We start from the raw sequence: 13,796 nt of genomic DNA, 5'->3' as shown, positions 1-13,796 counted from the left end.
GCGCTGCGGGGCGCGCCACGCCACCGCCGGGCAGCGGTCGACCGCTGCCGAGCGCCGCGAGCACTTCGGCAATCGGCATCAGGTTGCCGAGGTGAATCCACCGCAGCAGCGCCATCTCGAGGTGGTAGCGCGGCTGTGCGGCGTAACGCACGTCCTGCTCGGCCCGCGCCAGCACGTCGAAGGCCCGCAGCAGGTCCTCCCGCGAGAACCGCGCCGCCAGCGCCTGCAGGCGTTCGGCGTCGGTGGCCAGTTCGGGATCCTCGAGCCGCGTCGGATCGATGCTGACGATCATCAGATCGCGCACGAGGCCGGTCAGCTCCCGCACCACGAGCTTGAGGTCCTGGCCGGACTCGACGAGCCGACCGACGGCCTCGAAGACGTCGGACGCGCGCCCATCGGCGACGATCTCGGCCATGTCCATCAGCACGTCGCGGCCGATCAGGCCGAGCACCGATGCAACGTCGGCCGACGTGATCCGTTCGCCCGCGAACGCGATCACCTGATCGAACGCGCTGAGGGCATCGCGCATGCTGCCCTCGCCCGATCGCGCCAGCAGCAACAGCGCATCGGGATCGGCCTGGATCTGCTCGGCCTCGGCGATGCGGGCCAGCTGGTCGGCGACGCTGCGCGCGCCGATCGTCCGCAGTTCGAACTCCTGCGACCGCGATCGGATGGTCTCCGGGATCTTGTGCAGTTCCGTCGTCGCCATCATGAAGACGACGTGGGGCGGCGGTTCCTCGACCGACTTGAGCAAGGCGTTGAACGAACTGTTCGACAGCATGTGCACTTCGTCGATGATGAAGATCTTGTAGCGATCGCGCGCCGGGGCGATGCCCAGCCCCTCGATGATCACCTCGCGCACGTTGTCGACGCCCGTGTGGGTGGCGGCGTCGAGTTCGATGACGTCGATGTCGCGCCCCTCGGCGATCTCGACGCAGGCGTCACAGGTGCCGCAGGGATCGGCGGTCGGGCCGTGCTCGCAGTTGAGCGCCCGGGCGAGGATGCGCGCCGTGGTCGTCTTGCCCACGCCACGCGCGCCCGAGAAGATGAACGACTGGGCGATGCGCCCGCGTTGAATCGCGTTGCGCAGCGTCTGGGTGACCCCGATCTGCCCGACGACGTCGTCGAAGCGCTGGGGGCGCCACTTGCGGGCGAGCACCTGATACGGACGGGACACGGGTGTCTGGGTCGGGGTGTGAGGATTGGCCGGCCGGGCATCGATCCCACCGCGGCCCGGAGTCCCCATGCACACGGCAGGATCCCCTTAGCGCTGCTACCTTCCGGTCCTGACGCGTTTCGAGGTCTGGCGTTGCACAGGCTCCGGACCGCGGTGCGATCGACCACGGCCGGCGGCCATCCGTAGCGGCCGAACCCCCAGTGTAGTCCGGGGGTCACCGGCGGGCAAGGACCGCGCGGCGCTACGGCTGCGCGAGCCGTCCGTAGAGCTCGGGGCGCCGGAAGCGAAACGTGTACTCGAAGGCCGCCCGCGCCTCGATCTGCGCCTCGCGGTCGAGGTCGGCCACGACCATGTGGGCCCCGCGGTCGTCGTCTCGGTGGCGCGCCAGTTCCCGGCCGTCCGGCCCGAGCACGACGGCACCACCCCCGAAAGTCTGCTCGGCACCCGCGAACTCGACGTGACCGTGGACGTTGCACGCCACGCCGAAGATCCCGTTCTCGACGCAGCGGGCGTGCACGATGGGCCCGGCCCAGGCCCGCCAGCCCTCGGGGGTCACGGGCGAGGGGTCGGCGGCAAACGGAAACAGCACGATCTCCGCCCCCTGGACCGCCAGGAGCCGCACCGACTCCGGCAGGAAGGCATCGATGCAGATGGTGATGCCGACGCGTCCGATCGGGGTCTCGACGACCGGCGGCACCCCGCCGCCGTTGTAGAAGGGCATCTCGAACAGCGGGATGTGCATCTTGCGCCACGCGCCGAGCAGGCCCGTGGGCCCGACCAGCACGTGGGTGTTGTACAGCACCGCGCCGGCATCTTCGAGCAGTCCCGCGGCGATGAGCAGGCCCGTCGCCGTGGCGATGCCCGTGAGGCGACGCACCGACGGGCCATCGAGCGGCTCGGCCATCCGGCGGCCGCCCGTCAGCGCCTCGCGCAGCCACGCCGCGTGGTCCTCCTCCGGATGGTTGGGCAGGAAGCCCGTGAGGCTCAGCTCCGGGCACAGCAGCAGCGACGCGCCGGCGTCGGCGGCCCGATGCGCCCAGGTCTCGATGCCGTCGAGATTGTGACCGGGCTCACCGGGCTTGGCCTCGATCGCGGCCGCGGCCACGCGGACGTGCTGCAGCATGGTCGGCTAGGCCTTCCAGGCCGCGGCGCACTCGGCCGCGAAGGCGCCGAAGGCGCGCGGAGGGTGTCCGAGCAGAGTGGTGAGCCGCGCGACGGCGTCGGGGGACGCCCGCAGACCCTTCTCCTGGAAGTGGGCGTACATGTGCCGGAAGTCGAACGCCATCCAGTCAGGCAGCATCGTCAGGGCCTGCTGCTCCCACTGATCGAGGTCGTTGCCGCCATAGGCGATCGGGCGGCCGAGCGCCTCGCTCCAGGCGGCAGCCGTCGAGGCGCCAGTGGCGACCTCCGGGCCGACCAGGTCGTAGGTCTGCCCGGCGTGTCCGGACTGCGTGAAGGCGATGGCGGCGGCCTCGCCGATGTCGCGGACGTCGACGCGCGACGTGCCGACGTCACCGAGCGGCTGCGGATAGATGCCGTACTGCAGCAGCACGTCCTTGTACCAGACGTCGTTCTGGAAAAAGTTGTCGGGGCGCAGGATCGTGTAGGCGATCCCTGACGCCTTGACGGCCGCCTCGATGCCGACCTTGGCGCCGAAGTGCGGCAGCCACGGCGCGCCATCGACCTGGTGCACCGACAGGTAGACCAGATGCCGGACGGCCGAGCCGCGCATGGCGCTGATCGCGAGCAGGGCTTCCTGCGACTCGGTCGGACTGACGGCGTTGAGCAGGAACACCCCGTCGACGTCGGTGAAGACGCGACGCAGCGTCGGGATGTCGAGCAGGTTGCCTTCGACGGCGGTCACGCCCTCGGGCAGCCGCGCCTTCGCGGGATCGCGCGTCAGCACGCGGACCTCGGCGCCGCGTGCCAGCAGTGCCTTGACGACCTCGGAACCCACGGTTCCCGTCCCACCCGTCACCAGTACCCGCATGCCGTCCTCCTCAGGACTCGGGCGCGACCAGCCACGCACCGCCGGCGATCTTCGCACGGCCGCCTCTCCGCGGGGCTATAGTGCGCGGATGCGCCTGCTCGCCCTGCTACCCCTCGCGATCGCCCTGCTGACCCAGACGCCGGCCACCGAGATTCGCCTGATCGTCAAGGGGGACGACATGGCGGCCGGCCACGGCATCAACGTCGCGACCATCGACGCCTACACCCGCGGCGTGCTGACGACCACCAACGTGATCGTGCCGGGCCCCTGGTTCCCCGAGGCGGTCCGCCTGCTGCAGGCCAACCCGGGCCTCGACGTCGGCGTCCACCTGACGATGACCAGCGAGTGGGAGAACGTGAAGTGGCGCCCGCTGACCCATGCGCCGTCGCTGGTCGATCGCGACGGTTACTTCTTCCCGCTGGTGTCGCCGCGCCAGGGCTACCCCGCCGGCACGAGCCTGCGGGAGAGCAAGTGGACGCTCGACGAGATGGAGCGCGAGCTGCGCGCGCAGCTCGACCTCGCCAAGCGGCACCTGCCGCGGATCACCTACACGTGGAACCACATGGGGTTTGCCTCGGTCTCACCCGAGGCCACGGCGCTCGTGGCCCGCCTCAGCAAGGAGTACGGCCTGATCGTGCCGAGCGACCTCGGCATCCAGAGCGTGGGCCGCGTCTACGAGAGCCGGGACACGGGCGCCGTCAAGGCCGAGAAGCTGGCGCGGCGACTCGAGTCGCTGACGCCAGGGCTGTGGCTGCACATCGATCACGCCGCCACCAACGACCCCGAGATGCAGGCCTTCGGTCACGCCGGCTACGAGTGGGTGGCGGCCGACCGCAGCGCCAACCTCGAGGCGTGGACCAGCCCGATGGTGCGCGAGGTGATCACGCGCAAGGGCATCAGGCTGGTCGGCTACCGCGATCTGAAGTAACTGTTCGGTTACTTCTTCTTCGACAGGTTGGCGCACCGCGGGTCGTCCGGCGGCGGCGCCTCCTGCTTCTTGCGGCCGAAGCGGCCGAGCAGGCGGCCGCCGGGAATGGCATCGGCCACCGACGGCTTGTTGCGCTGCTGCTCGGCCAGCTGCGCGCAGTATTCCTCGTCGGAGAGCTTCGGGTCCGGCTTCGACCCGCTGCCGCCGCTCATCGCCGTCATGTCCATGACGCCCTCGGGCGAAATCATGTCGAGGCGCACCGACTTGTAGCTGACCCGCGCGAACCACTCCTGGTCCCAGGTCACCTTCGGATCGGCGGGCCGCGCCGGGTGGATGAAGGTGGCCTCGTCACCGAAGGCGGTGAACATCAGCATCGAGCCGTTCTTCGTCGCCGTGATCACCTCGGCCGGCACGGCGCAGTCGGTCGTGGTCGGCGGCAGCACGGCTTTCAGCTCGATGAGCCGCTTCACTTCGGCGGGCGTCAGGTGCTCCATCTGAACGAACGTCGCCGGACGCTCGGCCGACGACCACATCACGATGTTGGCCGACTCGTCGTCCACCTTCTCGGGAGCCATCACGCCGACCGAGTAGCCCGTGGCGCGCGGCGGCGCCGTCCAGCGGAGCGCAATCGCCCCCGACGGCTGCACCGTGGTCGAGGTGTAGGTCACCGGGGCCATGAACGTCTTGTCGTCAGGCAGCGTGAAGTCCACCTTGGTGGTGTAGGTCCCCTCGATGACGTGCGGTCCGGCCAGGGACGCGCCGAGCGGGAACGTCGCCTCGAGGTCGCGGTTCTTCTTGCGGCGATCGCCGTGCGGCCAGTCGCCGTAGGTCTTCGAGTTGCTGACCTGCGGCGTGCGCACCCCGCGCGCGCCGACCGAGGCCTGCAGCGCCTGCAGCTCGGGGTCGTTCTCACCGCGCATCAGCCTGTCGAAGGTGAGGACGACGGGCTGGCCGGGACCGGCCTTCTCGCCGCAGCCCCAGTAGAAGCTGATCTGCCCCTTCGGCTCCTTGTAGCCGGTGGGGACACCGACCTCGCCCTTCCCGGGCTGTGGGGTCTCCAGATAGATCGGCTGGTTCACCTGCGCGCCGGTCGGGAACGTGTGAAAGGCCTCGGGTTCGCCGGTGGGCGCCAGCGACGTGCCGAGCCGCAACTCGATCGTCTGGCTTGCCGACGGCGGCCCCGACATCGCCATCTTCATCAGGGAGCCCATCGAGGGGCGCCCACCGCTGGCCATGCCGCTCATCGCCATCAGGCCACCGCCGGTGGTGACGCCCATCCAGTACCGCGACTCCGGTGGCGTGACCGGCTGCTCGGACGCCGCAGGCGCCGCCGCCTTCGGCGTTGCGGCCCTGGGCGCCCCGGCCTTCGGCGCTTGCGCCAGGCCCGTCACGCCCACCAGCACCGCAAACACGGGTACGGCCGCCACGAGCACGGCCACAGATCTCCGCATGGTCGAATCCTTTCGGTCCGGGCCGCCTGGCAGGACAGATGCCCCACCAGCGGCGGCCTCAGGATTCAGTGTGGTCCCAGCCCGGCGTTTCGTGACAGCCGACGCGTCCGTCGGTGCGGTCCCGCCGCTCAGGCCGATGCCGGCTGCGGCTGCTCGAGCTGCCTGGGGCCGGCATGGAACGCCGCGCCGATCTGGCGCGCCATCGGGTCGGGCAGGATGTCCTCCTGGCCGGCCTCGAGGCCGTCGAGAATCGCGTGGGCGACGTCGCGCGGCGAGGTTTTCTCGAAGGGGAGGTCGGCAGCCATGTCGGTGTCGACCGGGCCCGGATACACCCCGGCGACGTAGGTCCCCTGCTCGCGCAGCTGCATGCGGGCGTACTGGGTGATCGAGTGCGTGCCGGCCTTGCTCGCGGCATAGGTGGGCGCCGGCGGGAAGCTGATGAACGAGGCGACGGAGGCGACGTTGGCCACCGCGCCGCCGCCGTGGCGGGCCAGGACGGGAGCCAGCTGCTGCGTGACCGCCAGGGTGCCGAGCACGTTGACCTCGAACTCGGTGCGCCCGGCCTCGAGCCAGGCGGCGTCGCCGAAGGCGCCGAACATGTGGGCGGCCACGCCGGCATTGTTGATGAGCAGCGTCACGTCGTCGGCTTGGCCGGCCAGGGTGGCGACCTGCGCCGCATCGGTGACGTCGAGCTCGATCGGCACGACGCGGCCGGAACCGCGGGCGACCAGATCGTCGAGCGTCTCGCGGCGCCGCGCGGTGGCGTAGACGCGAGGGGCCCCGCGTTCGAGCAGGGCCTCGACGAGCGCCTTGCCGAGACCGCGGTTGGCGCCGGTGACCAGCGCGGTGGTGGTGGAGAGGTGGACGGCCATGGGACGCACTCCTGTAGGAGAAAGGGAACGGGCGAATGGTCGGTGAATCGTTCACCCGATCCCTCTCCCCCGCAGGACCCCACCCCTTCGGGCGGGTCCTGCGTCGTCGACCGGCTGCTGGCCACCGCGGGCGAGTTGTTCTATCGGGACGGGATCCACGCGGTCGGCATCCAGCGAGTCATCGAGGAGGCCGGCGTCGCCAAGGCGTCGCTGTACGCCCACTTCAAGTCCAAGGACGACCTGGTCGCGGCCTATCTGGCGCAGCGCAGCGCGGCGGTACGCGCGGCGATCGTCGCCGAACTCGCGGACATCGCGGCGCCCACCGATCGCCTGTTGCACCTGTTCGATCGCGGCGTGGCCTGGATCGCCTCGCCCGAGTTCCGCGGCTGTCCCTTCCAGAACGCCCAGAGCGAGCTCGCCTGCGACACGCACCCGGGCCGAACCGTGCTGGCCGACCACCGCGCGTGGATGCGCGATCTGCTCACGGGACTCGTGCAGGAAGCGGGCGCGGCGGACGCGCCTCGGCTCGCGGGAGCGCTGATGGCCCTGCTCGAAGGAGCGGGATCGCGCGGCCCCGCGTCGCACGTCCGGACGGCGGGTCGTCGTCGCCGTCGCACGACGGCGTGAGCGGCGTCAGACCTCGACCGCAGCCGTCGTCAGGGGCCAGAGCGCGGGACGTCCTCGCGCCGGAGGGACATCGATGCTGAGCAACGTGCTGGCAGTCGTCGTGGGCATCATCGTGGGCGGGATCGTCAACACCGCGCTCGTCGCGATCGGACCGACGGTCGTGCCGCCCCCGGGTGGCGTCGACATGACGACGGCGGAGGGCCTGCAGGCGGGGATGGCGCTGCTGGCACCGCGGCACTTCGTCTTTCCCTGGCTCGCGCACGCCGTCGGGACGCTGGTCGGCGCCCTGGTCGCGGCGCGGCTGGCCCGCAGCCACCGCCTGCCCCTCGCGATGGTCGTCGGCATGGTCTTCCTGGCCGGCGGCATCATGGCGGCGCAGATGATTCCTGCGCCGACGTGGTTCGTCGCCCTCGATCTGATCGGCGCGTACCTGCCGATGGCGTGGCTCGGCGCGAGGCTGGCTGGCGCCCGAGGGTGAGGCACGCGACAGCGCCGGATGCGGCTGGACATTCGCAGGTACCGTGGTTCGTCGTGCCCACGAGGCTTGCGCAGACGCATGTTAAGGTATAGTTTTTATACCTAATGGAGTTCGAGTTCGATCCGGTGACATCGGCCTCGAACCTGCGCAAGCACGGCATCGACTTCGTCCAGGCACAGTCGCTCTGGCAGGACCCGCGGATCGGCCTTCACCACGACGCGTGCGGGTCGAGTGCGCATCATCTCCGTCAGAAGAGCACGCGATGAAGAAGAAGAAGCCTACCGCCAGGACGGAACCGCTGTCTGCTGCCCGGCTCGATGCCTTGCACGACGCGGGGGAGAACATGTCCGGGCACATGGACCTCAGCAAGGGCACTCGCCCCGGACGCGCGGTGCAGCGCGTGAACGTGGACATCCCCGTCGACCTGCTGCGCGAGATCGATCAGGAAGCGCGCCGGCTTGGCGTCACGAGGCAGGCGTTCATCAAGGTCCGTCTGGCAGACGCCCTCGTGAAGGTCGGTCAGTAACGAGGCGCTGACGGCCTGCCTCCTGACCTTGCCCGAGGGGGCTCACGTCACAGTTTGGCGTTGGCGGGGTCGCCGCCCTCCGCTAGACTGATGATTCCGCTCATGCGGCCCGCCGCGCGCGAGCCGCGGCGAGTCGAACGGAGAGATGGCCGAGAGGCTGAAGGCGCACGCTTGGAAAGCGTGTGTAGGGGAAACCCTACCGTGGGTTCGAATCCCACTCTCTCCGCCACATTCGCCTGCGGCGAATGTGGGCGGAGAGAGCCGTCTTCAGGCTGCGGGCCCTCGTCTGCGGCTCGGCCCCTGCAGCTCGAATCCCACTCTCTCGGTGGCGGTGACGTCACCACCAGTGCCTCGCGCCATCGCCTTCGGCTCGGCACACGCCTCCCCACCACCGCCACATCGCCAGCACCATGCTTCGCACCATCGCTTGCCCTGAGCGAAGTCGAAGGGCCTTCGGCTCGGCGCACGCGGCTCACACACCGCCGCGTCGCCAGCACCGGAACGTCGATGGGAGGGCCCGTTCGCCGAACGGGCCGTGGGGCCGCACCCACGCGCCTGACAGAACCAGCGACCGGCGCTACTCGGCCTGCAGGCGCCACGGCTGCAGCCGATCCCGTGCATCCTGCTGGCGGAACGCACGCGGCGACACCCCGGTCGTGCGCTTGAACACCTTCGAGAAGCCGAACGCGTCCTGATACCCCACGGCCTGGGCGACCTGCTCCAGGTTCTTGTCCGTCTCGCACAGCAACTGCATGGCCTTCTGCATGCGCAACGTGCGCAGGTGGCTCAGCGGCGTGTCGCCCAGCGCGGCACGAAAGCGCTCCGCCAGGGCCGTGCGCGACAGGCCCGCACGGCGCGCCAGGTCGTCCAGCGTCCAGGGGTGCGCCATGTCCTCGTGCATGACCGCCAGCACGATGCGGATCTGCGGGTCAGCCACGGCCTGGCTCCAACCCGGATGTTCGGCCGCTTGCCGCTGCGTCAGGTCACGCAGGGCATAGGTGAACACGGCGTCGAGCAGGCCGTGCACGATGGTGGAGGTGCCCAGGTCACCGCGGCGGACCTCGGCGTCCAGCAACCCGAGCGTCAGGGCCAGCGGCCCCAGTCGCGGCACGGACTCGGCAGGCAGCACGAACCACGGCGGCATCTCGCGCAGGAACGGGTGCAGCGGGTCATTCCACAACTGGTAGGCCCCGCTGATCACCTGGGCGTGGTGGATCGACGCCGGATCTCGCCCGTCACGCGCGAAGGTGCCCACAGGGACCACCTCGGTGGGCCGGTCCGCGCGGAGGCTGAGCACGTGGTGACAGCGGCGCGCCATCACGGCCACGTCGCCCGCCTGCAGCAGCAGCGGCTCGTCCAGCGTCGGCGCATGGATGAACAGTCGACCCGCCGTCACCGCATGGAGGCCGATGCTCCGCTCGCACGGGAACCGCAGCGACGCCGCTGATGTGAGGGTGCTGAGGTCGAGGAGTCGGCGTCGCACCCCCGCCTGCTGCAGCAGATCCGTGAGCAGATCCATGGGTCCATTCAACTACACGATCCGTACGGACGGACATGAAACCATGTACGAGTTGCCATTCCATCGACTCTTCTGAGGCCCGACACTGTCGTCATGGCAACCCTCACCGAGACCTCGTCGCACACCACCCTCATCGTCGGCGCCCACGGCACGGTCGGCTCGGCGTTGAGCCCGCTGCTGACCGCCCGGGGCCACCGCATCCGGCGCGCGACCAGCCGGACACCCCAGGCCGCCGACGACGTGCACCTGAACCTTCTGATCGGCGAGGGCTTGTCGACCGCCCTGACTGGCGTGGACCACGCGTTCCTGATGGCCCCGCCGGGACACCTCAATCAGGATGTCCTGCTGGCGCCCGTCATCGACGCCGCCCGCGCCCAGGGCGTGACACGCGTGGTGCTGATGTCCGCCATGGGCGCCAATGCCGACGAGCAGGCGCCCCTGCGCAAGGCCGAGCGGCACCTGCAGGCGAGCGGGCTCGCGTGGAACGTCATTCGCCCCAACTGGTTCATGCAGAACTTCAACACCTTCTGGCTGCAGGGCATTCGGCAGCAGGGGCAGATCTTCCTGCCCGTGGGTCAGGCCAGGGGCAGCTTCATCGATGCCCGCGACATCGCGGCGGTCGCCGCGACGCTGCTGACCACCGACACGCACGCCGATGCCGAGTTCGACCTCACCGGCGCCGAAGCGCTGGACCACGACCAGGTGGCCGCGATCCTGTCGACAGTGACAGGTCGCACCATCGGGTACACCGACGTCACACCCGACGCCATGCGCCCCGGACTGCTGGCGGCGGGCCTGCCGGCCGACTACGCGGAGTTCCTGCTGACGATCCTGGGCTACTTCAAGGCCGGGTACGCAGAGAGGACGACGGATGCCGTGCAGCGGATCACCGGCCGCGCCCCCATCGGCTTCGAGGAGTACGCGCGCGATTACCGCGAGTCCTGGGCCTGACGTCCGGCTCTGGACTGCACGGCGCCGCCGCGTACGTCAGATGTCGTCGAGACGGCCGCCGTCGTTCCAGTTGCCGAACATCTGCCCCTGCGCGGTGCGCGTCACGAGGTTGGCGAGACGCGTCGCGAACTCGTCGGGGCGGCTCCGCATCTCCTGGACGTAGCCCGCCCGCACGCGCTGATAGAGCGGGGGAAAGCTCGTGAAGGTCGTCCACGTGGCGGGGTCCGCGCGCAACGCGCGTTCGACCTCCGCCTCGAGGTGGAACGGCACGTCCAGATCGGGAAGTACGGCGCGGCCGGCGGCGGTCATCAGCCCGAGCGCGATGAGCCGCCGCGCCCGCGCCTTGTTCAACTCGGTCCAGTTGCCACGGGGGCGGCGCGGCGTGAAGCGCTGCGCCGACTCCTCGGCACTGATCGACTTGCCGAGGCCGTCGATCCACCCGAAGCACAGCGCCTCTTCCACACTGTCGAGATACGACACCGCGGCCGCTGCGGCCGGCTTGCGGGACACCAGCCAGATCTCACTGGCACTCGCATGGTGCGCCTCGAGCCACGCCCGCCACTCGGCCCGCGACGCCGGGCGATACATCTCCCCGACCTCCATCGTGCTCCCCCCTGCGCGTCCGGCGCGCCAACGACATGTTGCTGACGGTGACGGCCGGCTCGGAGAGCCGGCCCTACCCTACCGCGCACTGACACCCACCCTGCACGGTGAGCCAACCATGTTCGCTGCGCGCTTCATTCTGAATTCTGAATGAGAGTGCATCTGCCTCAATTGCTGCCAGAATCTCTCGATGCACGCCTGGTCCGTCGGGGACCACCTGACCCACCGCTTCAACACCGATCTCGGCACCGGACGCGTCACCGCCATCGAGGGCCGCATCCTCGTCGTCCATTTCCCGGAAGGCAGGACCACGCTGCGGCTGGCCTCGAGCAGCGATGCGCTCGTCCCTGACGCCGCACCAGTCCGCCAGCGCGACCTGTCCCCGCTCGAGCGGCTCGCCGCCGGCAAGGTCGACGAGACCGAGGACGTGCTGACGCGCCTCGACATCCTGCACCTGCTCGCCACCCGCGAGGCGCACGGACTCGGGTCGTTCCTCGGCGGACGCGTCCGTCTCTTCCCGCACCAGTTGCACGTCGCCGAGCGGGCCACCGCTCGCATGCCGGTGCGCTGGCTGCTGGCCGACGAGGTCGGCCTCGGCAAGACCATCGAGGCGGCTCTCGTGATGAACCGGCTGCTGCACACCCAGCAGATCGAGCGCTGCCTGGTCGTGGCGCCAGAGGCCCTGACGGTGCAATGGCTCGGCGAGCTGTGGCGCAAGTATCACCAGGTGTTCACGCTGCTCGATGCCCCACGCCTCGCCGACGTGGCGCGCGACTTCGGCACGGCCTTCAATCCCTTCGACGTCCATCGCCGCGCGGTGATCGCGCTCGAGACCCTCGTCGAACGACCCGACCTGACGCGCCAGGCCGTCGCCGCCGGCATCGACCTGCTGGTCGTCGACGAGGCCCAGCGCCTCCGTCGTCGTCCGCGGCACCCCGGCGAGCCGACGTACCGCGCGGTGGCCCCGATCGCGGCGCTCGGTCGGCACGTCCTGCTGCTCAGTGCGACACCCCTCGAAGACGACGCCCACGGCTTCTTCCGGCTGCTGCAGCTGCTCCGGCCGGACGAATTTCCCGAGGAGCTCGACGTCGAGGCGCGGCTCGCCTCGGGCACGCCACTGCCCCCCTGCACGAGTTCGACCCGCCGCGTCGACATCGGGGGACTTCCCCCGCGTGCGCCCGTCGCCATCGACCTGCCTCCCACGGCGTTCGGTGGCGTCGAGCTGCAGGCGCAGCTGATCGCCGAGGGTGCCCCCCATCGCGACCTGCTGGCGCGACGACGCGTGCTCGAACGCATCCGGCGCAGCCTCGCGTCCGGCGCGGCACTGACGGCCGTGCTCGGCCCGGACGACACGTCGCTGCGCGAACAGGCCGAGGCCATGGACCGCACCGACCCGCGCGTCGAGTGGCTGCTCGCGCAGGCCACGCGGTGGCGGGTCGCCAACGACAAGACCCTGGTGTTCGTCGCCCATCGCGAGACGCTCGACATGCTGCGCGACGTACTGTCGGCGCGCGCGCAGCTGGCCACTGGCGTCTTCCACGAGGCCCTGTCGGCGGCGAGACGCGACACCGAAGTCGCACGCTTCCGCGCCGACGACGGCCCGAGCCTGCTCGTCTCCACCGAGGCCGGCGGCGAGGGACGCAACTTCGAGTTCTGCGACCGTCTCGTGCTGTTCGACCTGCCATGGAAGCCCTCGACCATCGAGCAGCGCATCGGACGCCTCGACCGCATCGGACGACGGATTCCGGTGGAGATCATCTACTTCCGCCCCAGCGCGGGCATTGGCGCCCACGTCGTGCGGCTCTACGAGCATGCGGGGCTGTTCCGTGAGCCGATCGCCGGCGTCGAGCCACAGCTCGCGCTCGTGGAGGGCACGCTCGACACCCTCGCGCTCGATCCGGCGGCCACGCTGACCGATGCGCAGATCGCGCAGGTCCTGGCCGACGCCCAGGCGGCTCGCACGCGCATCCACGACGCGGCGTACCGACAACTGCACCAGGATCCCTATCGGGCGGAGCTCGGGCCGGCGATCCTGTCGCGCGTGCCACCTGATCTCGACGCGCTGATGGAAACCGTCGTCGTCCACGCGGCGACACGCCTCGGCTTCCGCGTCGAGCAGGTGCGCGGTCGACGCGCCTACGCGATCGAGTTCGGCAACGAAGCGCTCGTCGACAGCCTGCCCGGCGTGTCGGCGGGATCGTCGTTCATCGGGTCGTTCGATCGCGAGTACGCCGTCGAGGACGAGACGCGCGACTTCTTCGCCTCGGGTCACGCCCTCGTCGAGGGCATCCTGGCGCACTTCGAGGACGCCCCGAAGGGCCGCGTCGGCCGCCTCGAACTGCGCGTCCAGGGGCATCGCGGCGTCGGCCTCGTCGCGATCTACAAGGATGGCGCCGAGTTCGACGTCATCGCGCTCGACGACGACGGGCAGCCGCAGCCCGCCTGGGCGGAGGCCTTCCGTCGGCGACCGGTGGCGATTCGCCGCATGCCGGCACAGGACGTCGCCGCCCGCGACTGGCCTGCCCTCGTTGCACGCCTGGGTGCGCGCCTGGACGCGCGTCGCCCGCATCTCGTCGCGGCGGTCGTCGTCCGCGGCTGATGCCCCCTGACGGCCGGCTCGGAGAGCCGGCCCTACCCATGGCAATCGGCTGAGCTCGCGTCGCGGCGGCGCGGC

13 protein-coding genes, 1 tRNA gene, 1 other RNA gene and 1 pseudogene are annotated in these 13,796 nt (G+C 70.4%); 8 read left to right on the top strand and 8 right to left on the bottom strand.

Going from position 1 to position 13,796, the window contains the following annotated elements; all coding sequences use genetic code 11:
- From dnaX to Q0C41_RS05865, 4 genes are all read right to left on the bottom strand, one after another.
- On the bottom strand, nucleotides 1-1,177 hold a 1,177-nt coding region (dnaX, locus tag Q0C41_RS05880), incomplete at its 3' end, for a DNA polymerase III subunit gamma/tau (RefSeq protein WP_291981822.1).
- A gap of 51 nt (nucleotides 1,178-1,228) precedes the next feature.
- An RNA gene (gene ffs / locus Q0C41_RS05875) (signal recognition particle sRNA small type) lies at nucleotides 1,229-1,326 on the bottom strand.
- 92 nt (nucleotides 1,327-1,418) lie between these two features.
- The gene (locus Q0C41_RS05870) at nucleotides 1,419-2,300 is read right to left on the bottom strand and encodes a carbon-nitrogen hydrolase family protein (RefSeq protein WP_291981820.1); all 882 of its coding nucleotides are present in this window, start codon (nucleotides 2,298-2,300) and stop codon (nucleotides 1,419-1,421) included.
- A gap of 6 nt (nucleotides 2,301-2,306) precedes the next feature.
- The gene (locus Q0C41_RS05865; RefSeq protein ID WP_291981818.1) at nucleotides 2,307-3,224 is read right to left on the bottom strand and encodes an SDR family oxidoreductase; all 918 of its coding nucleotides are present in this window, start codon (nucleotides 3,222-3,224) and stop codon (nucleotides 2,307-2,309) included.
- Nucleotides 3,225-3,255: 31 nt separating this feature from the next.
- On the opposite strand from Q0C41_RS05865, the gene Q0C41_RS05860 reads away from it, so the two are divergent.
- Entirely contained in the window at nucleotides 3,256-4,095 is an 840-nt protein-coding gene (locus tag Q0C41_RS05860; protein ID WP_291981817.1) for a ChbG/HpnK family deacetylase, read from the top strand.
- Between the two features lie 8 nt (nucleotides 4,096-4,103).
- Here Q0C41_RS05860 and Q0C41_RS05855 read toward each other — a convergent pair whose 3' ends face one another.
- Both Q0C41_RS05855 and Q0C41_RS05850 read right to left on the bottom strand, forming a co-directional pair.
- Nucleotides 4,104-5,546, bottom strand: a complete 1,443-nt coding sequence (locus tag Q0C41_RS05855; RefSeq protein WP_291981815.1) for a hypothetical protein — start codon at nucleotides 5,544-5,546, stop codon at nucleotides 4,104-4,106.
- Between the two features lie 128 nt (nucleotides 5,547-5,674).
- Nucleotides 5,675-6,418, bottom strand: a complete 744-nt coding sequence (locus tag Q0C41_RS05850) for an SDR family oxidoreductase (RefSeq protein ID WP_291981813.1) — start codon at nucleotides 6,416-6,418, stop codon at nucleotides 5,675-5,677.
- 42 nt (nucleotides 6,419-6,460) lie between these two features.
- Between Q0C41_RS05850 and Q0C41_RS05845 the strand changes: the two genes are divergently transcribed.
- The 5 genes and pseudogenes from Q0C41_RS05845 (at nucleotide 6,461) to Q0C41_RS05825 (ending at nucleotide 8,278) form a co-directional block, all read left to right on the top strand.
- Nucleotides 6,461-7,045: a TetR/AcrR family transcriptional regulator gene (locus Q0C41_RS05845; RefSeq protein ID WP_291981811.1), complete on the top strand. Its 585-nt coding sequence runs from the start codon at nucleotides 6,461-6,463 to the stop codon at nucleotides 7,043-7,045.
- Nucleotides 7,046-7,118: 73 nt separating this feature from the next.
- The gene (locus Q0C41_RS05840) at nucleotides 7,119-7,523 is read left to right on the top strand and encodes a hypothetical protein (protein WP_291981809.1); all 405 of its coding nucleotides are present in this window, start codon (nucleotides 7,119-7,121) and stop codon (nucleotides 7,521-7,523) included.
- 104 nt (nucleotides 7,524-7,627) lie between these two features.
- A pseudogene (locus Q0C41_RS05835) lies at nucleotides 7,628-7,805 on the top strand (BrnT family toxin); the annotation flags it as partial.
- Complete coding sequence (locus Q0C41_RS05830) at nucleotides 7,786-8,049, top strand: ribbon-helix-helix protein, CopG family (protein WP_291981805.1); 264 nt, start codon at nucleotides 7,786-7,788, stop codon at nucleotides 8,047-8,049. The pseudogene Q0C41_RS05835 and the gene Q0C41_RS05830, both read left to right, overlap by 20 nt.
- Nucleotides 8,050-8,188: 139 nt before the next feature.
- Nucleotides 8,189-8,278: transfer RNA gene (locus Q0C41_RS05825), tRNA-Ser, on the top strand.
- A gap of 348 nt (nucleotides 8,279-8,626) precedes the next feature.
- Here the strand turns inward: Q0C41_RS05825 and Q0C41_RS05820 are convergent.
- Nucleotides 8,627-9,568 carry an AraC family transcriptional regulator gene (locus Q0C41_RS05820; protein ID WP_291981803.1) on the bottom strand — a complete coding sequence of 314 codons (942 nt, stop codon included), beginning with the start codon at nucleotides 9,566-9,568 and terminating at the stop codon, nucleotides 8,627-8,629.
- Nucleotides 9,569-9,661: 93 nt separating this feature from the next.
- On the opposite strand from Q0C41_RS05820, the gene Q0C41_RS05815 reads away from it, so the two are divergent.
- Complete coding sequence (locus Q0C41_RS05815; protein ID WP_291981801.1) at nucleotides 9,662-10,519, top strand: SDR family oxidoreductase; 858 nt, start codon at nucleotides 9,662-9,664, stop codon at nucleotides 10,517-10,519.
- A gap of 36 nt (nucleotides 10,520-10,555) precedes the next feature.
- Here the strand turns inward: Q0C41_RS05815 and Q0C41_RS05810 are convergent, their stop codons facing one another.
- Entirely contained in the window at nucleotides 10,556-11,122 is a 567-nt protein-coding gene (locus Q0C41_RS05810; protein ID WP_291981799.1) for a YdeI family protein, read from the bottom strand.
- A 190-nt stretch (nucleotides 11,123-11,312) separates the two neighbouring features.
- On the opposite strand from Q0C41_RS05810, the gene Q0C41_RS05805 reads away from it, so the two are divergent.
- Nucleotides 11,313-13,721 carry a helicase-related protein gene (locus tag Q0C41_RS05805; protein ID WP_291981797.1) on the top strand — a complete coding sequence of 803 codons (2,409 nt, stop codon included), beginning with the start codon at nucleotides 11,313-11,315 and terminating at the stop codon, nucleotides 13,719-13,721.
- The last annotated feature ends 75 nt before the right edge of the window (nucleotides 13,722-13,796 follow it).

The sequence above is a fragment of the Luteitalea sp. genome (assembly GCF_022842525.1).
GTDB lineage: Bacteria > Acidobacteriota > Vicinamibacteria > Vicinamibacterales > Vicinamibacteraceae > Luteitalea.
The sequence above is the reverse complement of the archived record's forward strand: the minus strand, read 5'-3'. Positions and strand labels throughout refer to the sequence as shown.

Coding starts and splice junctions, on each gene's coding strand:
- Q0C41_RS05870 (WP_291981820.1), bottom strand. CDS start 2,300: ATGCTGCAGCACGTCCGCGTGGCCGCGGCCGCGATCGAGGCCAAGCCC.
- Q0C41_RS05860 (WP_291981817.1), top strand. CDS start 3,256: ATGCGCCTGCTCGCCCTGCTACCCCTCGCGATCGCCCTGCTGACCCAG.
- Q0C41_RS05855 (WP_291981815.1), bottom strand. CDS start 5,546: ATGCGGAGATCTGTGGCCGTGCTCGTGGCGGCCGTACCCGTGTTTGCG.
- Q0C41_RS05850 (WP_291981813.1), bottom strand. CDS start 6,418: ATGGCCGTCCACCTCTCCACCACCACCGCGCTGGTCACCGGCGCCAAC.
- Q0C41_RS05840 (WP_291981809.1), top strand. CDS start 7,119: ATGCTGAGCAACGTGCTGGCAGTCGTCGTGGGCATCATCGTGGGCGGG.
- Q0C41_RS05830 (WP_291981805.1), top strand. CDS start 7,786: ATGAAGAAGAAGAAGCCTACCGCCAGGACGGAACCGCTGTCTGCTGCC.
- Q0C41_RS05820 (WP_291981803.1), bottom strand. CDS start 9,568: ATGGATCTGCTCACGGATCTGCTGCAGCAGGCGGGGGTGCGACGCCGA.
- Q0C41_RS05815 (WP_291981801.1), top strand. CDS start 9,662: ATGGCAACCCTCACCGAGACCTCGTCGCACACCACCCTCATCGTCGGC.
- Q0C41_RS05810 (WP_291981799.1), bottom strand. CDS start 11,122: ATGGAGGTCGGGGAGATGTATCGCCCGGCGTCGCGGGCCGAGTGGCGG.
- Q0C41_RS05805 (WP_291981797.1), top strand. CDS start 11,313: ATGCACGCCTGGTCCGTCGGGGACCACCTGACCCACCGCTTCAACACC.